The sequence below is a fragment of the Nakamurella sp. UYEF19 genome, from assembly GCF_040546275.1.
Taxonomy (GTDB): Bacteria; Actinomycetota; Actinomycetes; order Mycobacteriales; family Nakamurellaceae; genus Nakamurella.
Genome location: NZ_JBEPNO010000002.1, coordinates 116,488 through 137,199, shown reverse-complemented (window position 1 = coordinate 137,199; position 20,712 = coordinate 116,488). Strand labels below are relative to the sequence as shown.

At 67.8% G+C, this 20,712-nt stretch carries 20 protein-coding genes, 1 pseudogene and 1 riboswitch; of the genes and pseudogenes, 5 read left to right on the top strand and 16 right to left on the bottom strand.

The annotated features are described in order from the left end of the window. The first annotated feature begins 1 nt into the window (after window position 1). Window positions 2-1,375 carry an amidohydrolase gene (locus ABIB25_RS03830; protein ID WP_354527100.1) on the top strand — a complete coding sequence of 458 codons (1,374 nt, stop codon included), beginning with the start codon at window positions 2-4 and terminating at the stop codon, window positions 1,373-1,375. An 82-nt stretch (window positions 1,376-1,457) separates the two neighbouring features. On the opposite strand, the gene ABIB25_RS03825 is transcribed toward ABIB25_RS03830, so the two are convergent. Next, window positions 1,458-3,170 (bottom strand): MDR family MFS transporter, encoded by a 1,713-nt coding sequence (locus ABIB25_RS03825; RefSeq protein ID WP_502919742.1) that lies wholly within the window; start codon window positions 3,168-3,170, stop codon window positions 1,458-1,460. Then, entirely contained in the window at window positions 3,167-3,700 is a 534-nt protein-coding gene (locus tag ABIB25_RS03820; protein ID WP_354527099.1) for a MarR family winged helix-turn-helix transcriptional regulator, read from the bottom strand. The genes ABIB25_RS03825 and ABIB25_RS03820 overlap by 4 nt, the downstream gene beginning before the upstream one ends. Window positions 3,701-3,832: 132 nt before the next feature. Between ABIB25_RS03820 and ABIB25_RS03815 the strand changes: the two genes are divergently transcribed. Beyond that, a complete protein-coding gene (locus tag ABIB25_RS03815; protein WP_354527098.1) occupies window positions 3,833-4,684 on the top strand; it encodes an SHOCT domain-containing protein in 852 nt (283 codons plus the stop codon). Window positions 4,685-4,701: 17 nt separating this feature from the next. Here ABIB25_RS03815 and ABIB25_RS03810 read toward each other — a convergent pair whose 3' ends face one another. The 6 genes from ABIB25_RS03810 to ABIB25_RS03785 form a co-directional block, all read right to left on the bottom strand. Further along, window positions 4,702-5,925, bottom strand: a complete 1,224-nt coding sequence (locus tag ABIB25_RS03810) for a sensor domain-containing phosphodiesterase (protein ID WP_354527097.1) — start codon at window positions 5,923-5,925, stop codon at window positions 4,702-4,704. Between the two features lie 198 nt (window positions 5,926-6,123). Next, window positions 6,124-6,609, bottom strand: a complete 486-nt coding sequence (locus ABIB25_RS03805; RefSeq protein WP_354527096.1) for a GNAT family N-acetyltransferase — start codon at window positions 6,607-6,609, stop codon at window positions 6,124-6,126. After that, on the bottom strand, window positions 6,606-8,171 hold the full coding sequence (locus ABIB25_RS03800; protein WP_354527095.1) for a precorrin-2 C(20)-methyltransferase: 1,566 nt from the start codon (window positions 8,169-8,171) through the stop codon (window positions 6,606-6,608). Before ABIB25_RS03800 ends, ABIB25_RS03805 begins: the two co-directional genes overlap by 4 nt. Beyond that, window positions 8,171-8,821 (bottom strand): precorrin-8X methylmutase, encoded by a 651-nt coding sequence (locus ABIB25_RS03795; RefSeq protein WP_354527539.1) that lies wholly within the window; start codon window positions 8,819-8,821, stop codon window positions 8,171-8,173. The genes ABIB25_RS03800 and ABIB25_RS03795 overlap by 1 nt, the downstream gene beginning before the upstream one ends. Window positions 8,822-8,871: 50 nt before the next feature. After that, on the bottom strand, window positions 8,872-10,206 hold the full coding sequence (locus ABIB25_RS03790) for a ferredoxin-like domain-containing protein (protein WP_354527094.1): 1,335 nt from the start codon (window positions 10,204-10,206) through the stop codon (window positions 8,872-8,874). A 140-nt stretch (window positions 10,207-10,346) separates the two neighbouring features. Continuing rightward, window positions 10,347-11,168: a transglycosylase family protein gene (locus tag ABIB25_RS03785; protein WP_354527093.1), complete on the bottom strand. Its 822-nt coding sequence runs from the start codon at window positions 11,166-11,168 to the stop codon at window positions 10,347-10,349. 7 nt (window positions 11,169-11,175) lie between these two features. After that, window positions 11,176-11,373: riboswitch (cyclic di-AMP (ydaO/yuaA leader) on the bottom strand. A gap of 333 nt (window positions 11,374-11,706) precedes the next feature. On the opposite strand from ABIB25_RS03785, the gene ABIB25_RS03780 reads away from it, so the two are divergent. Further along, a complete protein-coding gene (locus tag ABIB25_RS03780; RefSeq protein WP_354527092.1) occupies window positions 11,707-12,318 on the top strand; it encodes a KwaA family protein in 612 nt (203 codons plus the stop codon). A 20-nt stretch (window positions 12,319-12,338) separates the two neighbouring features. Continuing rightward, complete coding sequence (locus ABIB25_RS03775) at window positions 12,339-13,322, top strand: Kiwa anti-phage protein KwaB-like domain-containing protein (protein ID WP_354527091.1); 984 nt, start codon at window positions 12,339-12,341, stop codon at window positions 13,320-13,322. A gap of 27 nt (window positions 13,323-13,349) precedes the next feature. Here the strand turns inward: ABIB25_RS03775 and ABIB25_RS29170 are convergent, their stop codons facing one another. The 6 genes and pseudogenes from ABIB25_RS29170 to ABIB25_RS03745 all read right to left on the bottom strand — a co-directional run bounded on the left by ABIB25_RS29170 (window position 13,350) and on the right by ABIB25_RS03745 (window position 17,396). Continuing rightward, on the bottom strand, window positions 13,350-13,568 hold the full coding sequence (locus ABIB25_RS29170) for a substrate-binding domain-containing protein (protein WP_502919741.1): 219 nt from the start codon (window positions 13,566-13,568) through the stop codon (window positions 13,350-13,352). A gap of 130 nt (window positions 13,569-13,698) precedes the next feature. Continuing rightward, window positions 13,699-13,869 (bottom strand): annotated as a pseudogene (locus ABIB25_RS29165) (LacI family DNA-binding transcriptional regulator); the annotation flags it as partial. Between the two features lie 57 nt (window positions 13,870-13,926). After that, window positions 13,927-14,742, bottom strand: a complete 816-nt coding sequence (locus tag ABIB25_RS03760) for a glycosyltransferase family 2 protein (protein WP_354527088.1) — start codon at window positions 14,740-14,742, stop codon at window positions 13,927-13,929. Then, a complete protein-coding gene (locus ABIB25_RS03755; RefSeq protein WP_354527087.1) occupies window positions 14,739-16,154 on the bottom strand; it encodes a PIG-L family deacetylase in 1,416 nt (471 codons plus the stop codon). Before ABIB25_RS03755 ends, ABIB25_RS03760 begins: the two co-directional genes overlap by 4 nt. Continuing rightward, window positions 16,148-17,239 (bottom strand): acyl-CoA dehydrogenase family protein, encoded by a 1,092-nt coding sequence (locus ABIB25_RS03750; RefSeq protein ID WP_354527086.1) that lies wholly within the window; start codon window positions 17,237-17,239, stop codon window positions 16,148-16,150. Before ABIB25_RS03750 ends, ABIB25_RS03755 begins: the two co-directional genes overlap by 7 nt. A 28-nt stretch (window positions 17,240-17,267) precedes the next feature. Next, on the bottom strand, window positions 17,268-17,396 hold the full coding sequence (locus ABIB25_RS03745; protein WP_354527085.1) for a hypothetical protein: 129 nt from the start codon (window positions 17,394-17,396) through the stop codon (window positions 17,268-17,270). A gap of 64 nt (window positions 17,397-17,460) precedes the next feature. Here ABIB25_RS03745 and ABIB25_RS03740 point away from each other — a divergent pair, with 64 nt between their 5' ends. Next, window positions 17,461-17,673: a hypothetical protein gene (locus tag ABIB25_RS03740; protein ID WP_354527084.1), complete on the top strand. Its 213-nt coding sequence runs from the start codon at window positions 17,461-17,463 to the stop codon at window positions 17,671-17,673. A gap of 78 nt (window positions 17,674-17,751) precedes the next feature. Here the strand turns inward: ABIB25_RS03740 and ABIB25_RS03735 are convergent, their stop codons facing one another. Further along, window positions 17,752-18,168, bottom strand: coding sequence for a GNAT family N-acetyltransferase (locus ABIB25_RS03735; RefSeq protein WP_354527083.1), 417 nt, complete (start codon window positions 18,166-18,168; stop codon window positions 17,752-17,754). 94 nt (window positions 18,169-18,262) lie between these two features. Then, window positions 18,263-20,401: an NEW3 domain-containing protein gene (locus ABIB25_RS03730; protein ID WP_354527082.1), complete on the bottom strand. Its 2,139-nt coding sequence runs from the start codon at window positions 20,399-20,401 to the stop codon at window positions 18,263-18,265. Window positions 20,402-20,712: the final 311 nt, after the last annotated feature.

The window sequence follows — 20,712 nt, the reverse complement described above, 5'->3', positions numbered from 1 at the left end:
GATGAATACGGCCAACCACCGGCGTCTACTGATCCGGGGCTGCGATGTCCTCACCGTGCCGACCCACGGCGACTGCACGGTGCTCAGCCGGCAGGACATCCACGTCACCGACGGCGTCATCACCGCAATCGAACCGACCGTCCATGACGACAAGACCACGCAGACAGGCCGGACTGATGACGTCGAGATCCTCGATGGTGCAGGCCTGATCGCCACCCCGGGGCTGGTGAACGGGCACACCCACAGTCCGATGGTGCTGTTCCGCGGCGCCGCCGAGGACGTACCGGTGCACGACTGGTTCAACAAACGAGTCTGGCCGATGGAGAGCAACCTGACCGCGCAGGACGTCGGTTTCGGCGCGCTGCTGGCCTGCGCAGAGATGATCTCCGGTGGCGTCACCACCTTCGTCGACCACTACTTCTTCCCCGAGCAGATCGCCGAAGCCGTTGCCACCAGCGGGATCCGGGCGAACATCGCGCCGACCTACTTCAGCAGCCAGGGGCCGGCGGCCCTCGAGGCCACCGTCGCATTCGCCGAGAACTGGCACGGCGGGGCCGACGGCAGAGTGACGGTGTCGATGGGACCGCACGCTCCCTACACGGTCGGCGACAAGGACCTCACGACACTGGCCGATCATGCCCGTCGCCTCGGGATCGGCGTCCATCTGCACGCCAGCGAGAACCTGGCGCAGTCCGAGTCGAGTGTCACCCGGCGCGGAATCACCCCCATCGAGGTGCTCGAGCGGACCGGGATCCTGGACGCCGGCGTGATGATCGCGCACGGCTGCGGAATCGTGCCCGGTGACTACGACCTGCTGGCCGCCCATGCCGATCGGGTCGCGGTGGCGAGCTGTCCGAAGGTCTACCTCAAGCACGCCTTGTGGCCGCTGACCCCGATCCGGCACCTTCTCGATCTCGGCGTCACGGTCGCGGCCGGTACGGACGGCGCCGCCGGCCACAACACGCTGGACATGTGGGAGGCGCTCCGCCTGGTCGCGATGACGCAGAAGCTGGAGACCAGGGACGCGATGTTCCTGTCCGTCTCGGACACCCTGCGGCTGGCCATGCGCGGTGGCGCGCAGGCCGCCCGGCTCGGCGACGGAGCGGGTGCGCTCGAGGTGGGCCAGCGGGCGGACATCGTGCTCGTCGATCTGTCCGGCATCCATCACCGGCCGTTGCACGATCCGCGCGCGGCTCTGGTCTACGGGGTCCAGACGCTCGACGTGAAATCGGTCGTCGTCGACGGCAAGGTGCTGATGCGGGATCGGCAGCTGCTCACGGTCGACGTGCCCGGGCTGCTGACCGAGATCGACTCCCGCGTCGCCCGTCTCGTCGATGTCTCGTCGGGAGCGTCGGTCCAGTTCTACGACCCGTGAACCGTACGACCAGAGCAGCGGGCGCGCTTCCCATTCCGGAGAATGGAAACCGCACCCGCTGCAGTAGAGGACAAGCGGCAGATCAGCCTCGCGAACTGGCAGCCAGGGTCCGCGCGGAACGCGCCTGATCGGCGTCCTGGGCCACCTCGAGGTCGACGACCTCGGCATCGAGCACCACGTTCAACGCTTCGGGATCGGTGTTACTGGCCCGCAGCGGGGTCTCCCGGATCATGAAGATCACGATCGCGCCGATGGCGGCCGCGGCAGCACTGATCCCGAACGCCCACGCCGTCCCGAGGCCGTAGGACTCGCGGACGAGCGAGGCGATCGGGGCCGGCAGCGTGGCGGCGTCCGGCGTAGCGCCCGCAGAGGAGCCGAGGGCCGAGGCCGGCAGGCCGAGCTGCGCCAATCCGGACGACAGGTGGCTCGTCACCTTCGAGGCGAGAACCGCGCCCAACGCGCTGACGCCGATGGCGCCACCGAGGGACCGGATGAACGAGACGGTGGCCGACGCGCTACCGATGTCCCGGATGGAAACGCTGTTCTGAACGGCGAGCACCAGGTTCTGCATGGTGGCGCCCATCCCGCTCCCGGCCAGCACCATGCCGATCGCCAGCACCCAGTACGGCGAGGTGGCGGACATCGTGGACAGCACGGCGAGACCAACGGTCAGCAGCACACCACCGGCGGCCAGGTAACGCTTCCAGTGACCGGTCCTGGTGATGATCCGACCGATGATGAGCGAGGACAGGAACATGCCGAGCACCATCGGGATGGTGGCCACACCGGACATGGTCGGGGTGTCGCCGCGGGCGACCTGGAAGTACTGGCTCAGGAAGACGGTGATGCCGTAGAGCGAGGAACCGACCAGGAGGCTGGCACCGGAGGCCAGGGCCACGGTGCGGTTCTTGAAGATCTTGAGCGGGATGATCGGCTCTGAGACACGACTCTCGACCAGCAGGGCCAGGCCGAGGAGCAGGACACCGCCGATCAGCATGATCGCGGAGGGCACGGAGACCCAGGCGAAGTTGTTGCCTGACAGCGAGACCCAGATCAGCAGCAGGCTGACCCCGCCGATGATCAGGAGCGCGCCGAGGTAGTCGATCTTGACGTCGCGCTTGATCGTCGGGAGCTTGAGGGTCTTCTGCAGCACGACGATCGCGAGAGCGGCGAACGGCACACCCACGTAGAAGCACCAGCGCCAGCCGAGCCACGAGGTGTCGACGATGACGCCGCCGACCAGCGGGCCGAGCACGGTGGCCAGCGCGAAGACGGCACCCAGGTAGCCACTGTAGCGACCGCGCTCGCGCGGCGAGATCATCCTGGCCATGATCACCTGCACCAGCGCAAGCAGACCGCCGGCACCGATGCCCTGGATGGCCCTGGCGAAGATCAGCATGCCGACGCTCTGCGATAGGCCGGCAACGGCCGAGCCGGCCACGTAGATCACCAGCGACAGCTGGACCAGCAGCTTCGGGCTCATCAGGTCCGAGAGCTTGCCCCAGATGGGGGTGGTCGCCGTCAGCGCCAGGAGGGTGGCAACGACGACCCAGGTGTAACCGGATTCGGTGCCGTGCAACTGGTCGATGATGGTCGGCAGCGCGTTGGTCACGACCGTCGAGGACAGCATCGCGACGAACATGCCGATCAGCAGGCCGGAGAGGGACTGCAGGATCTGCTGGTGGGTCATGGTGCCGATTTCGCCGGCGTGTTCCAGCGAGGCAACGGCCGGCTGATCGTCACGCGAGGTCTTTGTCACGGAGTGCCGGCCGGTGGAGGGGGTGGTGCTGGTCATGAATGGCTCACGCTTTCGGTGCGGTTGTACTGGGTGGAATGTGCCAGAGGTGTTTTGCTGCAACCCGGTTCGCCGGCGACCAGATCGTCGGCGAGGCGGCGCAGCAGACCGTTCAGAGTGCGAAGATCGTCACCGCTCCAGGAGGAGATGCGACGCGCGATGTCCGAGCCGTAGGTCTGGCGGGCCGATGCCAGGGTGGACTCCCCCGACCCGGTGAGCCGGACCAGCTGTGCCCGGTGATCGCATTCGTCCTTGACCCGGACGACAAGGCCGGCAGCCTCCAGCGCGGAGATCTGACGGCTGGCCGCGGAGATGTCGATCAGCAGCAGGTCCGCGATCGCCGAGATCCTCGCGCCGGGCGTGCCTTCGAGATTGCTCAGCATCATCAGGGTGCCGGCGTCCTGGCGGTGGTTGTCCGACCGCCGCCTGGCCCGGTTGAGCTGCTGCAGGGATCGCATCAACTCGACGCAGTCCGCGACATCCGGTTCGGCAGACCCCAGGGTGACGGGGTCGAAGGTCTCGGTCTTCACAATTACCAATGCTAACGATATTGCTTGCTTGACTCAAGCAACTGTGACGGGAGCGACTCATCGCGGGATCCGACGGCGAACCCCGACCGGTAGCGTGATGCATCCACCGAGCCGGGGCGCGAGGTGGACCCGATGAACCGGAGGCCGGCGATGTCGATGCAGCTCACCCCGACCGGCGATGCAGCCATCAGCGAGATCGTCCAGCGCTACCGACTCAGCGAGGGCGCCGTGCGTTCGATGCTCGACGCGATCGTCCGCGGCGGCGGATCGATGGCGCAGTTCTCCATCGCCGAACTCGGCGGCAACGGACAGTGGATGCGCGGCGGCATGACGATGGTCGGCGACATGTTCAATACCGGACTCCAGTCGACCGTGAGCAACCTCTGCCTCGAGTTGTCGACTGTGCTCGCCGCGCCCGACGCCATGGTCCGTCCCGAGGTAGCCTCGTCGACCGGCACCATGATGCCGTTGGGCGGTCTCTGGTGGCCGGCGGAACTCGGCGCCCCGAGTTCGTCCGGCGGCCAGAACGATGCGGCCTATGCCTACTTCCCGAAGGACCGCCGACTCGCCGTCCGTGCGGCCGGCCGCGTGGTGCTCTACGACACCGGCGACCATCTGATCTCCGGAGTGCAGCAACAGCAGGGCGGCGTCGGCACGCAGCAGTTCACCAGCCAGTACGGCACCTTCGCGGTCGACATCCTGCGGCCCGTCGACCCGGCCGCACCGGTCGTCACGCCCGGGATGGACGGACCTCGGCCTACCCCGGTCGCCCCGACGGCAGTCCAGACACCACAGCCCGTACCGACGCAGGCCCCGACCGGGGCTACGCACCCCGCACCGACACCGACTGCACCCCAGGGGCCGACCATGTCGGCCGGCGAGCTGGTCGGCGCCATCGAGACCCTGGCCGGCCTACGAGACAAGGGCATCCTGACCGAGGATGAATTCACCACCAAGAAGACGGAACTGCTGGCCCGGCTGTAGGTCTGCGCCAGCCAGGATCAACCGGCCGAGCGGAGATGGTCCAGCACGTCGTTGGCGGGCAGCGGCGCAGCGAAGAGGAACCCCTGGCCATGGGTGCAGCCGGATCGGCGGGCCCGGGCGGCTTGCTCGGCGGTTTCGACGCCCTCGATGACGGTGTCGAACCCCAGATCACCGGCCAGGCCGAGCAGCGCCCGCACGACGGCGTCACCGACCCGGGAACCGAGCGCGGCGGTCACGCTCCGATCGAGCTTGATGCCATCGATGGGAAGCCGCATGACCTGCTCCATCGAGGAGAACCCGGTACCGAAGTCGTCCAACACGATCCGGAACCCGCGGCCCCGCAACTCGCCCAGAAAACTACGATCGCCGGGATGTGCGGCGAGCGCAGCGGTCTCGGTGACCTCGAAGTTCACGCTCTCCGGCGACACGCCGGCCGATGTCACGACTCCGGTCAGCCGCGAGACGCAGTCGAGGTGGTCGAAATGGCGGGCCGACAGGTTGACGTTCAATCGGAGGTCGGGCGTTCGCCGCTGCCAGCGGGCCAGGTCGATCGTGGCCTGACGGATGACCGCGAGGTCGAGATCGATGATGATGTCGGAGTCCTCCGCCAGCGGGATGAAGGCAGCCGGCATCAGGATGCCGCGATCGGGATGGTGCCACCGTGCCAGCGCCTCGATGGACCGGACCTCGCCGCTCCGCAGATCCACCACCGGCTGGTAGAACGGCACGATCTGGCCGAGCTCGACTGCGCCGGCCAACGCCGCAGAATCCGCCGCGGTGCCGGTGGGCACGGGGCCCAGCCGGCGCATCAGCTCCAACTGGTCACGGACGACGGCGGCGACGGCCTCGAGATCGAGAATCTGCTGGGGGCTGAAAGGCCGCGGTACGGTGTCCAGCAGGCACAGCGTCCCGACCACCAGACCTTCGCGTCCGACGATCGGCACACCGATGTATGCCTGGATGTCCAGTTCCCGCGCGCTCGCAGGAATGTGCTCGATGTCCGCGAGCACCAGTGTCTTCCCATCACGGACCACTTGGTGGCAGAGACTATCGGCCCGTGGCATGGGGCCGACGCCCGTACCCACCGCCGCGATCGTGTACTCGAGGTCGGCGTCCATCAGGTTGATCTGCGCCATCGGGAAGTGGAACAGCTTCGCGGTCAGCTGGACGGATTCCTGCAACGCGGTCCCACCGAAGGGCCGGTCGATGTAGTGGTGGGCAGAATCGTGCTGCCGACGCACACGCCAGGCTCGCTCCACCGCATACCTCCGAAAATGTACGGCCGCGCCAACATTGGACAAGCAAGCCGACCGGTACACAGGAAAACACCCATTGCCTACGATCAAACGCGGTTCGGTGCGGACGCGCGAAAGGATGGGATCCTGGCCAGAAATTTTCAGACATCGTCGGGAATGCGCTGCACCGGCGTTTTCGACCGATCACGGGCCGGGTTGGTCCGCCGGTTCCGGGGGCCGCACCATCACCAGATCGGGCTCCCGCTCCTCGTTGGCCGAGCCGTCGGTGAACGACGCGACTCGGAACCCCCTGGACCGGTAGAACGCCCGTGCCGCGGCGTTCCGTTGAAAGACGAACAAGGTGATTCCGGACGGGCACCGCACCACCGCCTCCGCCAGCAGCGCCGAGCCGACTCCGCTCCGCAGCAGGTCAGGACGCACGTAGAGATGATCGAGACTATCGCCGGCGACCGCCGCGAAACCCAGGATCGAGCGACCGGGAACACCCTGCGGCGCAACGGCGACGATCACCCCGCCCGACGGCACCAGGGTCTGCGCGACCCAGGTCCGCACCTCGTCGTCCGTGTGCGGGCGCGCCAGGTACGGCAGGGCCGCCTTCACCGACGCAAGGTAGACCTCGGCCACCTCCGCCGCATCGTCGGCGACGGCTGTGCGGATCACTGGTGTCACCGGGCAAACTCCGCGGCGAACTCGACGTCGGCGGCCCGGGCAGCAGCGACGTCCGCGGCCGGCACGAATCGATGCGTCCAGACGCGATCCCCCGTGACGACGGTCCCGGTCGCACCGATGATCAACAGGCACCGCATGTCGATCGAGGCGGGGTCCAGCTCGCCGAGCGTGGTGATCTCCACCGACTCGCCGATTCGCCCCACCGACCGGCCGATCACCACCGGGGTGTGCGGAGACCGGTACTCCAGCAACACCTCCTTGGCCAACGCGACCTGTCCCACCCTGGATCGGGACGCCGGGTTGTAGATGGCCAGGACCAGATCCGACTCGGACACCTTCCGCAGGCGATCGGCGATCACCGCCCAGGGCTTCAGCCGGTCGGAGAGCGACATCACCGCATGGTCGCCTCCCAGCGGTGCACCCGCGGCCGCGGCCACCGCCTGCGCCGCCGGGAGCACGGTGACCGTGACTTCCTCGTAGATCTCGTCCTGGGCTGCCTCGAAGACCGCGGAGGCCATCCCGAACACGCCGGCGTCACCACCGGAAACGACGGCCACCCGCTCGCCGGTCAGCGCCAGATCGAGGGCGAATCGCGCCCGGTCGACCTCGACGGTGTTGCCGGAGGCGTGACGCTGCAGGCCTTCCCGTTGCGGGATGCGGTCGAGGTAAGGTCCATAGCCGACGATGTGGTCGACCGAGGCAAGGGCCGCGGACACTTCCGGCGTCGACCACCGGTCCGGTCCAGGTCCGAGGCCGACCACCAGTAGCTCGGCGGATCGGGACCCGTCCTCCCGGGTGCGGGTCGGGACCGGAATCGGGACAACCGCTGCGTGTGCTGACATCTCACCGATCCGGCGATCGCCGCCAGGGACCAGGATGATCGAGAAGTACGGCACGGCCGACGGGTCGACGTCAGTGACGGGGACCATGGTCTGCGCACTGGTGGACGCCCGCTCGACGTACCAGGCGTCCTCGAGCCTGCCGGCCTGGGCCAGCGCAGCACGGACAGCCGGAAAGGTGCGGCCGAGCTTCATGATCGCCGCACCCTGGGTGTCGGCGAGGCGTCGGGCGAGCTCGGGCGCCGGCAGGGTGCCTGGCAGGATCGTCAGGACGTCGTCGTGCCGGACCAACGGCCGTCCGACTGCCGCCGAGACCGAGGTGACCCCCGGGACGACCTCGGTCACGAACGAGCCGGACAACCGGTCGTGCAGGTACATGTAGGACCCGTAGAAGAATGGATCGCCCTCGCAGAGCACCACGACCGTCCGGCCGGCCCGCAGGTGCACGGCCAGTCGTTCGGCCGACTCGTCGTAGAAGTCGGTCATCGCGCCCTGGTAGCCACCGGGATGCTCGGACCTGACGGTGGTCACCGGATAGACCAACGGCTCCTCGAGCACGCCGGCCGGAAGGAGCTCCTGCGCAATCGATCTGGCGATCGACCGGCCGTGGGTACCCGAGTGGTAGGCCACCACGTCGGCCGCTCCGATCAGCCGGGAAGCCTTGAGCGTCATCAGCTCCGGGTCACCGGGACCGAGCCCGACCCCGTACAGCAGGCCGGTCATCACTCATGCTCCTGGGCGACGGCGTTGACGGCGGCGACCGCCAGGGCCGAACCACCGCGCCGACCCCGGACGACGACATACGGGATCTTCGACTCGTGCTGCAACAAGGCCTCTTTCGATTCCACGGCCCCGATGAAACCCACCGGGATCCCCACGATCGCCGCGGGGCGCGGAGCGCCGTCGGAGATCATCTCGAGCAGATGGAACAACGCCGTCGGTGCGTTTCCGATGGCGACAACGGCGCCCGCCAGTCGGTCCTGCCACAGCGATACCGCTGCCGCCGAACGCGTGGTGTTCCAACGCCGCGCCAGTTCCGGTACCCGCGGATCACGGAGCCGGCAGATGACTTCGTTGTCCGCGGGCAACCGCGCCCTGGTCACCCCTGACGCAACCATGTGCGCGTCCGTGAGGATCGGTGCGCCCGCATCCAGGGCGGCGCGGGCCACCGTGACCAGGTCGGGGTGGATTTCGAGATCCGCGATCAGGTCGATCTGGCCGGTGGCGTGAACCATTCGGACGGCGAGCTTCTCGGCGGATGCGGGGATGGCGGCGAGGTCGGCCTCCTCCCGGATGGTGGCGAACGACCGGCGGTAGATCTCGGCGCCGTCGGTGACGTAGTCGTACCGACGTGCCGGCGGGAAGACCTGCAACCCGACCTCCGGCGGAACGGTGCCGACCGAGGCGGTCAGGGATGTCTCGATCACGAACCGGTCCTCGCGAGTGCGGTGATGGCGGTCAGGATGCTGGTCGGGTCTGCGACATCGACGGTGCACGGATCACCGCGGTCGGAGCAGTCGATGGCACGCCGGAGGAGCCTCGCGGTTCCTGGGAGCACGAGCACCTCGACGTGGTCGGAGGACAGTGCGCCGCAGCGTCTCTCGCAGGCGACCACGTGGATCGGGAGGTCCCCGGGTGTTCGGGGGTGCCGAGCGATGGACGCGGCCGTCGGGCCGGTCGGTGCCGCGGCGCGACCGCAGCCGGGTGCTCCTGCGCAGGCCGACAGCCCCAGCCATCCGGAACGCGGGTCAAGATCGAGACCGGCGGTGACCAAGGATGTCTCGATCGACGCCATGGCCCGGACGTCGGCCTGGACGTCCGGCACGAGCAGCGACCGCCAAGGAGTCACGACGATCTCGCCGGTCCCGGCGGCGGCTGCCTCCGTGACCGCTTCGACCTGCCGGGCATCGAGCAGGCCGAGCGGAACCGCCATCGAGAGCATCGAACGGCCGTCTCGCTGAACCATGGTGCCGGGCCTGACCGGCGAAAAGCCCGACGAATGAACGTCATCCGGTGGGAACCCCGATGGATTCACCGGATGGTCCGGAATGTCGACCCGGTTCTCGAGCAGGATGTCGACGGTTTCGAGCAGCTCGGCGCCGCCGCACGGTAATTCCCGGACGTGCCAGACCGGGAGCCCGGCTGCCTCGCGGTGGCGAAGGAAGGCCAGGGTGAGTTCGATCAGCCATCTGGCCGCGGACGCGAGGACGACGATGGGTCCCGGCAGGCCACCCACGACCAGCCGCACCCGGTCGGTGGAGACGGTGCGCACGCCGAGGTCGTGGCTGATGCGCGTGACGTCCGTCCGGCCGTCGTCGAGCGCGAAGAGGAAACGCCCGGAGAGGCCTGCAAGAGCAGGGGTACCGCACAGCAACCGGTCCAGTTCGTCGGTCAGCGTCCGGAGGTCCGCTGACCCACCGATCCGGCCGGTCAGCGGCGAGCAGATGATGTTGCGGACGAGCTCGTGCGTGGTGGACGGGATCAGGCCGGCCGCCCGGACGGCGTCCACCAGAGCGCCGGGCACCTCGCCCTCGCCGTCCGGGGACACACCCCGCAACTGCAGGTTGCCACGGGAGGTCATCTGGACCAGTCCATCGCCGAACGACGCGGCCGCGTGCTGGAGCCCGGCGAGGGCCGGCGCCCGGATACGACCACCCGGAAGTCGGAGCCGGACTACCGCGCCATCAGCCGCCTGGTGCGGCCGGAGCAGGCCGGGGCAGCGGTCCGCGAGGTCGCGGGCGGCCGGGGACGTCGTCACGACCCCATGGTGGCATGCCTCGGGCGGGACCAAGATCATGATGATCGAACCGAGCCGGGTCGGCTCTTGCTGGAAACGGGTGTCCCGGCCACCTGACGGGTGGCCGGGACATCGCGGGTCCTGCAGTCGCGCGGAACCTGTCAGCCGAGGCGGATGACCTGACCCGGGAAGATCATGTCAGGGTCGGGGATGACGTCGGCGTTGGCCTCGGCCAGCGATTTCCAGCCACCCGTTATCCCTTCGTCCTTCGCGATCCTCGAAAGCGTGTCGCCGGACTTGACCGTGTACGAACCGTCGGCGGCACTGGTCGGCTGCGTAGGAGCAGACGCCCTCTTCGGGGTGGTCGCAGCCGCCTCGGTGCTCGACGAGGAGGTGGTCGACGAGGAGGTGGACTGCTGCCGGGCCGAGCTGCTCGACTGCTGGTCGGAGCTGGACGAACCCGACGTGGTGGAGTCCGACGTGACCGAGTCGGAGCTGGACGAGCCGGAGCCGGAGGAGCCGGAGCCGGAGTTGCTGGAACTGGTCGAGCCGGAGTTGCTGGAACTGGTCGAGCCAGCGGCGTCACCGCGAAGGGTGACGCCCTGGCCGGTGGCGCCGGCCTTCTCCGAACAGACCGGCCATGCTCCCCAGCCCTGACCGGCCAGGGTCTTCTCGGCGACAGCGATCTGCTGCGCGCGAGAGGCCTGATCCGCCCTCGGCGCGTAGGCGTTGCCACCGAACGCGGCCCAGGTCGATTCGGTGAACTGGAGGCCGCCGTAGTAACCGTTCCCGGTGTTGATGGCCCAGTTGCCGCCGCTCTCGCACTGGGCAACCGCATCCCAGGTCGAGTCTGGCGCGGCCGAGGCCGGAGTGACCATGCCGAGCAGAGGCGCTCCGATCACCACTCCTGCCGTCATGGTCCGGAGGGCGATGGTGCGCGTGTTCGACGGTCGGCGATGCCGACCCGTGTAGCGAGTGCTCATCTGTGTTGGTTTCCCCTTGCTGCGCCTGCGAGGTGAGCTGTCGGGTGCGGGCGTCGCCGTTCGTAGTTCGCGAACGGACGAGGGGGGCCGCCCGGCCGGCGTGAGCCGACTTGACCCCAAGAAGGTAAGAGACCTCCGTCGAAACGTGGGTCCCCCGCCGCTGTCCAAGCCTTTCCAGGTGTGAGGGCTTCGGCGAACGAAGTGGACAGCGCTCGGCGCGTTGTTCGACGAAGATGCTTGCTGGGCAATTGCTTTCAATTGCCTGGGACGAACATACGATGTGTTCCTGAAGAAGCCATCAGTTCGAGGCAGATCACAGGTCGATAACGGGCCGGTCACGGATGGGTCCTGGCGGCAAAGTCCCAGCTGGGAAGGAGTATTGATCTTGGACGCAACCCAGTGACCTATCTCACACTATTGACGATCGGCTCGACGACCGACCCTTGGCGAAACCCCGGTGTGGGGCGGACTCAGCTTCCCGGGCTACGCGCCCATCGCCACCGCTCGTTGTCGGTACCGGGAGCTAACGTCCACGGGTATGAGGAATTCGGCGTTCCGGCCGTCGCTGCCCGTGCGCAGCACGATGCTGATCGCTGCCTACGCGCCGCTGCTCGCGCTGATGGCCGTGCTTGATTCCTTCGGTCGGCCATGGGCCAGGTGGGTGCTCGGCGCCGCGGCGGTCGCCGGCGTCGTCGGGACCGTTGTCTTCCTGGCGGTCGCGATCCCACGCCGTAACGCGACCGTCGAGAAGGTGTACACCGCCAAACCGCGGGAGGGTGAGGCCCTCAAGTTCTTCGCCTCGTACGTGGTGCCCTTCTTCGTGACGTCCACCGCCGCGGAGACCGCACGGTGGGGCCTCCTGCTCTACCTGGTGTTGATCGCTCTGCTCTACGTGCAGGGCGACATGTACTTCGCCAATCCCCTGCTGGCGGCGCTCGGCTACCGGATCTTCGAGCTGTCGCGGGCCGATCGCGGATTCCTCCTGGTGATCAGCCGCTCCTGGCACCTGGGTCCGGCAGACAGCATCGCCCTCGTCCCACTCGGCGGCTATCTGTATGTCCACCAGAGCAAGGTCCACCACAGCAAGGTCCACCAGAGCAAGATCCACCACAGCAAGGTCCACCCGTCCGAACCGTCCGACGACAACTGATCACGGCAGGAGCAGTCACGATGTCCACCAGCAGTACCCAAGGTCCCTCCGAGGCCGTCGTCCGGGCAAGGCTGCAGGCGATGGTCGATCCGGCAGCCATGGCCGTATCCCTGCTGCTCGTCGGCGATCACCACGATGACTCCCCCGCCGTCTACGACGTGCCGATGAGCACAGAACTGGCCGATGAGCTCCTCGCCCAGGTCGCCGAGACGGCCACCGCAGCGGTCGATGCCGAGCTGCTGCCGGCGCATCCCGGACATACCCCGAGCGGGCAGCAGTGGGTCCACACCGCGATCAGCGACGGACCCCTCTCGGTGGTGGAACCGGCGGTCCTCACCCCGAGCCACCGTCAGTACGAACGCGACACCGAATTCGGCCGCCGCAACCTCCTGGTGCTCCGACTGACCGACCTGGCGGGTCACGCCCTCGGGCGGATGTATCAGGGATTCTCACCGGAGAAGACGCTCTCGCCCAGCAAGCGGATCCTCGCGTTCTGGAACGGGGAACGGTTCACCTCGCTCGACTCCCGGCCGCTGATCATCGACCGGAACCTGCGGCTGTTCGTCTTCGACGGCCTGGTGGTGATGAAGAGCAACGGCGCCTTCGAGTCCCTCTTCGGACCGTTGCCCGATCTTCGCGAGCAGGCCACGTCGACGTTCACCGCGACCCTCGGCAAGCTCGAGATCGTCGGGGGTGACGAGTTGCGCGCGGCCTGCGAGTCGGACATCAACATGATGCGCAAGCTGCTGAGCATCCAACGGAAGATGGATCAGCCCGGGTACCCGGAAGCACTGGACATGCCGAGCGTGCTTGCGTTCCTGGCCAGGAATCCGCACATCGACGTCCCGGTGGACACGTCCGGTGACGCCCCCGCGCTGGTTTTCCAGCCGCAGGCCCAACGGCGGTGGGCGCTCCTCAAACTCCTCGATGACGACTTCCTGCGCTCGGACCTGACCAACATCAACTACGAGGCCAACTCCAAGAGCGAGGTGCCATCGATCTGACGAACCCGAGGCTCGCGGCCTACGGCTTCAACCTCGGCCGATCGGCGCCGAGCAGCCACAACTCTCGCGCACGAGGACCTCAACCGGCAGGGTCCTGGCGATGACGGCCGTGTCTGCCCCGACGACCCGCTGCAGCAACATGTCCACCGCGGTGCGACCCATCAACGTCATGGGTTGGGCGACGGTGGTGATCCGCGGCCGGACGAGCCGGCCGGCCTCGATACCGTCGAAGCCGGTGACGGCCACGATGCCCGGTACCGCCAGCCCGGCGGCCTGGGGGTCCTCAGCAGACCGACCGCACTCTGGTCGTTGGCACAGACCACCGCCCGCGGCAGTTGACCGGACGTGACGACATCGGCCCCGACCCTCCGGCCGGAGCGCTGGCACCAGGGACGTACCCCAGCTGCCGCACTGCGGACCGGACGAGATCGCGGGTCGCCGGCGTGACGGTGTCAGGATCCCGGAAGAAGCGGGATACGGTCGCGATGGAGACACCGGCCAATGCCGCCACGTCGTAGACCGTGGCATGTCGGGAGGCCTCTGGCATGACTCTCCCTCCACCGCTGGAGCCTGAGTGGATGCGCTGTCATCAGCGCGCCACAGATCAGCGGCCGGGCACATCGGCCGCGAAGAGCGCCCGGAGCCAGGCTCGGGTGGCCGACCCTCGGACACCCGGATGCCGAGCACGAGCGGCCCGGCTGAGATCGTCGAGGTAGCCTGCCATTCCGGCCGGAGTGCGGCCCAGCATCCTGGCGCTGGTCAGCACCGGACTGCTGGCCGTGCTCACGACCCGGCCACCGATCGATCGGACCGCCGTGACCAGCAGCACGTCCTCGTGCAGCGCGACGTCACGGAATCCGCCGACTCGGCGATACATGTCCGCGCTGATTCCCAGGTTCGCACCATGGATGTGGGGGTGGCCGTCCTCCAGCAGATGGACCGACCGCCAGGTCCGGAGCAATCGCCGGTCGAGCTCGGCGGGATCCGGGGCCACGAGCCCGAGGAGAAGATCGACGCCGGCCGCGGCATGGGTCAGCTGGGTGATCAGCCAGTCGGCCGGGACCGCCGAATCCGCGTCCGTGCAAGCGATCCACCGCGGAGCGTTCTGGTTCCCACGCAGAACGTGTCGGACGCCCGCCGCCCTCGCCGCCCCGACCCGGCCGTGATCGGACTCCACGACCTCGACCGCCGGCCAGTCGGCCAGCAACTCGCGGCTACCATCGGTGCTCCGGTCCAGGACCACGACGACCCTGGTCGCAATCCCGGCGGCGCCGCTGCGTTGCAGCGCGCCATCCGCGGCGGCCAGCGCAGCAAGACATCTCGGCAACCGATCGACCTCGTTCCGGGCCGGGATCACGACGGCAATCTGACGGCCAGGCGTAACGGGACGCCCCGACACCATCCCCTTGGACATCGTCATCCGAGCAGGCCGGTCGCGCCGGCCACCGATGCGCCCGGGGTTCGACCGAGGACGTGCAGGACGAAGTCCGCCTCCACGTGTTCGACCAGCACGAAGAGTCCGGTGTCGGCCAACAGCACACGATGGACCTCGTCTCCGCTCACCGGATACTCGGCCACCGGATGCCGCCAGTGGCAGGCAACCAGCACCCCGTCAGGGGTGAGCGCCTGCGCCGCACGGATCGCCAGCGACCGCAGGTCCTCGGGGCCGCAGTAGTAGCCCACCTCCGACAGCACCACGAGATCGAACTGCTCCGACGGCCATTCCTGCGGGATTCTGCGTTGCTCGAACCGGACACCCGGCGTGCCGGCCAGCCGGTCGGCCGCGATCCGGAGAGGCGCCGCCGCGATGTCGGTGGCGAGGAGGTTGTCACATCGACCCGCGAGCTCCTCGGTCAGGACGCCGATGGAACATCCTGGCTCGAAGCCGGAACGGAACGCCGGCCGGGGTAGCGCGCCCATCGTGATGGCTCGCTTCCGTGTTTCGTACCAACGACTCTCGAACCCCCAGGGATCGCGGTGCTCGCCGTAGAACTCGTCGAAGAATTCGCGGTTCAGGCTGCCGGCCGGTGCCGGTGCACCATCCAGACCCCCTGCTGGGACGGCAGCCCCGGGCACATGCTCTTGGACGAAGATCTCGAACAGCCTCTCGAAGTGGGTGGTGAACGCAGGGGTGACGATCGCCTCGTCGCCGATCTGTTCCGACAACGGCTGGGTCTGACTCCGATGGCATTGCAGTGCAGTCTTCTTCGCCTCGAGGTCTTGGGCGGTCAAGGGCAGTCTGATCAGCGGAACGGCGAGGTCCTCCGGCCGCGACCAGTGCCACGCCCAGATCGGATACTGCAGAACCACCGCCCCGGTGCCGGTCGAGGCGTCCGATGCAGCCTGGCCGGCCGCGACGTGGTCCGGGTGCCCGTCGCCGATCCAGGGCGCCACCACGACCGTCTCCGGGTCGGTGATCATCTCGCCGATGGCTGCCGCCAGTTCGCTGCGATGCTCGGCCAGATCGCCGTCCGGCAGTCCGAGCAGGCGGACGGTGGCGTCGGCGGCGAGATAGCCCATCGCTGTGAACACCTCGGCCCGACGCAGGGTTGCCAGCGTTTCCCGGGTATGGGTTGGCGAATCCGGATGCGACCGTTCTCCGAGCGTTGCGATCAGCACGCTGACCGGGATCCCCGACCGCGCGGCGGTGGCGATCAGGCCACCCGCACCCAGGCTCTCGTCGTCAGGGTGGGCGGCCACCACCACCAGACGGCGCACCCCGGTCAGATCCAGCTCCGCCGCGTTCGTGAGCACATCGCTGGCGGCCCAGACACTCTCGGCCGTGCCACTGTCCCGATGGTCGAACGGTGGTGCCTGCGCGGGCGCTACCACGGGAGGTCGCCGGCGAGGATCTGACGGCCGAGAGCAGCTTCGTCCCGTTCTGCATGGTGTTGCCGTACGTAGATCTGAAGATCCGCGACCCGTCGGGCATGGACCTCGTCCTGGGCAAGTGGTAGCGGTCCGAGGGCATGACCGACCCGGCGCATCACGTCCTCGGCCGCTGCGACGACAACACCCCTGACCCGGGACGCCATCACCACGCCCGCGGCGCGGTCGGCCAACCTTGCATCCATCTCATGGGCTGCCGCGCTCAGCAGGTTGCGGGCAGCCGCCAACTGGAGGTCGACCGCGCCCAGGTGCATCAGACCGAGGTCACCCGGTTCCCGCTCGATCATCGACGCGAACATCGTCCGTGCCAGCCCGACGATCCCGCCGTACCAGCACGCCGCCACTCCTGCCCCACCCCAGGCAAAACCGTTGCGGCGCAGATACCATTCGTCATCACCCACCGGGATCGCAGGAACCGCCGAGAGTTCGGTCGATCCCGACACCACTTCGCGGAGCCCGTGGGAGATCCAGGCTGCTGCTGCGGTGTTGACACCGGGTTGACGCAGCGCCACTGCGAAGAGTCGTCGATGTCCGTCATCGGTGTACGCGGTGATGAGTGCGTGGCTGAGTTCGGCGGCTGCCGAACACCAGGGCTTCACGCCGTTCAGTGTCCAACGAGCCGCTCCCGCCTCGGGTCTCACCCGCGCGGCCTGCACCCGCAACCCGGCACCTTCCGCCGCGAAGACACCCCAGGTCGAATCCGTTCCGGCCCCGATCTCCTCGAGATCGGAGGCCGGGTCGATACCGGCCTCGGCCAGGATGGCCAATGCGTCCAGATGGGCCTCGGTGACCCGGGCCGCCGTCAGGTCGGCCGCGGCGATCGTCGCCAGCATCTCCCACCTCCGCTCCGTCGACCCGTCGCCGGGGAACGGCACCCGCGGCCCGACCAGCCGAGCGAGAGCGATAGCCGCGCCCAGGTCGCCATTGACCTGCGCTGCGAGGGCCGTCAGGTCGCTGCCGACCGGGCCGTCGGCGCCCGACGGGTCGGACGAGAAGACCACGCCGGGAACCCTCATCGCCGCGGGCATCTCCAGGAGCCTGTCGGAAGTACTGGTGTCAGAAATCTGCGTTCCTCTCGAAGATGCCCGTCCGTTGGCCCGGCGCCGCGGCGACCAGGACCGTCAGGGCGTGGGTACCCGCTATTTCCTCCGGCCAACCGCCGGTGATACCGACGTTGCGTGTCATCACGCGGCGCTTGGGGAACCGTGCCGACAACGACGAAATTCGAACCGACCACGGAGGCCACCACATGCCGGACGACAGCAAGCACGACGAACACCAGGAAATTCTCGCTGACGCTGCCGAGGCAGACATCGCCGACGCAGACGGCGCCCAGCCACACACCGCTGAAGAACGGGACTCGAAGGAGCAGCCCGCCAGCCCGGTTCTCGAGCATCTGGACGAGACCATGAAGCGTGCTCGGCAGGCTGCCGACGAAGCCCTTGCGCCGCAACGCGAATAGCTGGAAGCTGCCGTGCACAGCGCAGGCCGTTCGTGGAACAGGGCCGAGCCGCGGCGATCGATCACTCGCGGCCTGCGCTCATCGCCGGCTGGGACGCTCCATCGACGTCGAGTCCGGCGCGACGAAGCCGAACTTGCCATAGAGGCTGTGCGCGTCCGCAGTGTTCAACACCCATCGGAACATCGAACCGGGGCCGGCCTCGATCATCTCCTCGACCACGGCCTGGCCGAGTCCGTGCCCGCGGTGTTCACGCAGCACGTAGACATCGGCCAGGTAGGCGAAGCTGATCCCGTCGGAAACCGCACGGGCAAACCCCACCAATGACCCGTCGTGGTAGCAACCCACCACGCGCCAGGCTGCATCGAGCTGATGTTCGACATCCGCCCTGGTGCGCCAAACACCCCAGTAGGCCTCGGAATTCAGGAACTGCCAGAGCGCATCGCGGTCGACGCGTACAGGATCATCGTCGAGTTCGTAGCCGGCGAAAGTCTTCACGAGGCAGATGATCTCAGATCGGCAGTACATCGACGCACCGGATTTCATCCGGCCGACGTCCAGCAGCCAGGCCGGCCGGGGCTGGGACGGGCGATCAGCCGGTGACCGTCAGGCCGGTGAAGTCCGCCTCGCTCGGCGTGGTCGCCGAGCCCGAGGTGTGGAACACGCCGACGTCCTGGGTGGCAGCAGCGGTGGCAAGCGTGGCAACGGCGACCTGTGTCCACGTCGTCCCGTCCGGCGAGAAGTAACCGGTGTAGACGGCACCGTTCCGGACGAGTCGCAACTGCACCGGGTACACCTGGGCGGCGGACAGCGCGGACGAGGTGTCGACCGTCGCGCCACCACCGGCATCCCACGACATCCCGACGGTGCCCGAGCCGGTCACGTAGAGGACAACACCTTCGGGTGATCCCGCAGGACCGGTGATGTCGTTGCGCATCATGAGACCGGCCTTCGCCGCGCGGCCGACGGGCTGCCCGGTCACGGTGGTCTGCGCGGTGGCCGACGCGTGGGCGGCGCCGTGCAGATAGATCGATCCGTACTGGTCGGCCGCCGGGGTGGTCCCTCGTGTGGTGGTCGTCGTCGGGCTGACGCCCGTCCCGGCGGCCTGGATTGCGAACTGCGTGCCGGACTGGCCCACGACCGCGCCGGTGCCGGTGGTATCTGCGACCAGATAGGGCTTGGCCACCGGCGAGACCAACGGCAGGGTCAGCACCGAGTCCGCTCGTCGAGCCCCGACGATCGACTTGAACGGCGCATCAGCGGTCAACCCGATGCTCGAGATCGGCGGCGCTGCCGCGGGTGCCGTGACCTCGAAGATCGAAGACGTCCGCTGCCCGGTCCGCAGGACGGCCGGTCGTGCGCGCACGATCGGCCTGACCTTCCACCCGGCCGGCGCCGACAGGGTGACCCGGTCGGTGACGATCGGCGTGAGTCCGTCGTCGGTGAGCGACACGGTGACCCGGGCGACTGAACCGGTGGTCATCGGATCGGCGCTGATTCCCACCGCCAAGGTCGTGTGGGGCGCGGCCAGGAGGCCGGAGCCAAGGCTCTTCGGTACCGACACCCGGTACATCACCGTCGCGTGGGCCGGGACGAAGGCGCTGATCGCGCCGGCCGACTCGCTGACCTGCTTGCTCCAGAGATCCTTCAGCGAGTAGATCGGGCTGCGCCGGAGTCCGGCGGCTGCTGCGGTCGTGGACATGGTGGTCCCGGTGGCGGAGGAATTGAACAGCGCAACCGAGACATCGCCGTTTAACAGGGGTTTCGCGAAGACCTCCCGGCCACCCACCGAGGACAGCAGCTGCCCCTGTCGACCGAGCGAGTCCTGGTCGACCGCAATGACGTCCTTGTTCGTGTAGATCGAGATCGTTTGGGCCGAAGCAGTTGTCAGACTCGTACCGGCAATGAGTGGCGCCGCCATCTCCGACCACAGCGAGAACTCCGACTGGTATTCGGCGTTCGTCATGCCGCCGTTGCCGATCTCGAGCATGTCCGGGTCGTTCCAGGCACCCGGCGCCGCGTACTGCGCGAGCTGCGCGTTCTGGTCGACGATGCCGACCATGCTGGCGAAGGTGTCCTGGATGTCCGTCGTGGTGCGCCAGAGGTTGGATACCGGCGCACCCCACAGCCAGGGCAAGGCGGCTGAATCCGTGCCGTTGCACATGCTGAAGACCATGTTGCGGCCGGTGGCCAGCAACGCCTTCGACATGGTGGTGTACAGCATGGTGTCGATCTGCTGGTGCGTCATGTTCGGGTAGTTCGCGAACGGGATGTTGCACTGGTCGTACTTCAGGTAGTCGACGTCCCAGCTGGCAAACGTTGCGGCATCCTGGCTTTCATGACCCAGACTGCCCGGATAGCCGGCGCAGGTCGTCGTGCCGGCATCCTCGTAGATGCCGAGCTTCAGACCTTTCGCGTGGACGTAGTCGGCGACCGCCTTGATGCCGTCCGGAAATTTGACCGGGTCGGCGACGAGCGATCCGTCGGCGGCCCTGGCGCCGGCGAGCCAGCAGTCGTCGATGTTCACGTACTGGTAGCCGGCGGTCTTCATCCCGGAGCTGACCATGAAATCGGCTGTCTGCTCGATCAAGGCAGCGCTCACCGAGCACTTGAAGGCGTTCCAGTCGTCGAAACCCATCGGCGGCGTGATCGCGACGCCGTTCGTCTCGGCCGAAGCCGCCGGTGCAGTAGCAACGCCCACGGCGCTGATGACGGTGGTCAGCAGCAGCACAGCCAATCCAAAGATTCCGGCCTTTCGAAGCTGACTGCGCCATTTGTTTGATGGTTCATGCGACTTGCCTGTCCGGCGACGGCCGAACTCGTGGATCAGATGCGACATCTTGGACTGGGCAACAGTAGTGCGCACGAGAAACTCCACTTCGATGTGGTCCGACCGTGACGGGAGACGTGACAGGTTCGCACGCGTCCCAACAGATTCGTTCGGATTCAATCACTGGCCGGCGAAGGCGTCAAGAAGTTCATACATTTGCCACGCTAATTACTTCACAGGGATTGCACAGCGGAGGCCGCAGCGATGATTCC

Excerpts from the sequence above, each read along its gene's own strand:
- ABIB25_RS03830 (WP_354527100.1), top strand. The coding sequence starts at position 2 with ATGAATACGGCCAACCACCGGCGTCTACTGATCCGGGGCTGCGATGTC.
- ABIB25_RS03740 (WP_354527084.1), top strand. The coding sequence starts at position 17,461 with ATGCCGGACGACAGCAAGCACGACGAACACCAGGAAATTCTCGCTGAC.
- ABIB25_RS03815 (WP_354527098.1), top strand. The coding sequence starts at position 3,833 with ATGAACCGGAGGCCGGCGATGTCGATGCAGCTCACCCCGACCGGCGAT.
- ABIB25_RS03745 (WP_354527085.1), bottom strand. The coding sequence starts at position 17,396 with ATGACACGCAACGTCGGTATCACCGGCGGTTGGCCGGAGGAAATAGCG.
- ABIB25_RS03760 (WP_354527088.1), bottom strand. The coding sequence starts at position 14,742 with ATGACGATGTCCAAGGGGATGGTGTCGGGGCGTCCCGTTACGCCTGGC.
- ABIB25_RS03825 (WP_502919742.1), bottom strand. The coding sequence starts at position 3,170 with ATGACCAGCACCACCCCCTCCACCGGCCGGCACTCCGTGACAAAGACC.
- ABIB25_RS03785 (WP_354527093.1), bottom strand. The coding sequence starts at position 11,168 with ATGAGCACTCGCTACACGGGTCGGCATCGCCGACCGTCGAACACGCGC.
- ABIB25_RS03775 (WP_354527091.1), top strand. The coding sequence starts at position 12,339 with ATGTCCACCAGCAGTACCCAAGGTCCCTCCGAGGCCGTCGTCCGGGCA.
- ABIB25_RS03780 (WP_354527092.1), top strand. The coding sequence starts at position 11,707 with ATGAGGAATTCGGCGTTCCGGCCGTCGCTGCCCGTGCGCAGCACGATG.
- ABIB25_RS03800 (WP_354527095.1), bottom strand. The coding sequence starts at position 8,171 with ATGACCGGCCTGCTGTACGGGGTCGGGCTCGGTCCCGGTGACCCGGAG.
- ABIB25_RS03750 (WP_354527086.1), bottom strand. The coding sequence starts at position 17,239 with ATGCCCGCGGCGATGAGGGTTCCCGGCGTGGTCTTCTCGTCCGACCCG.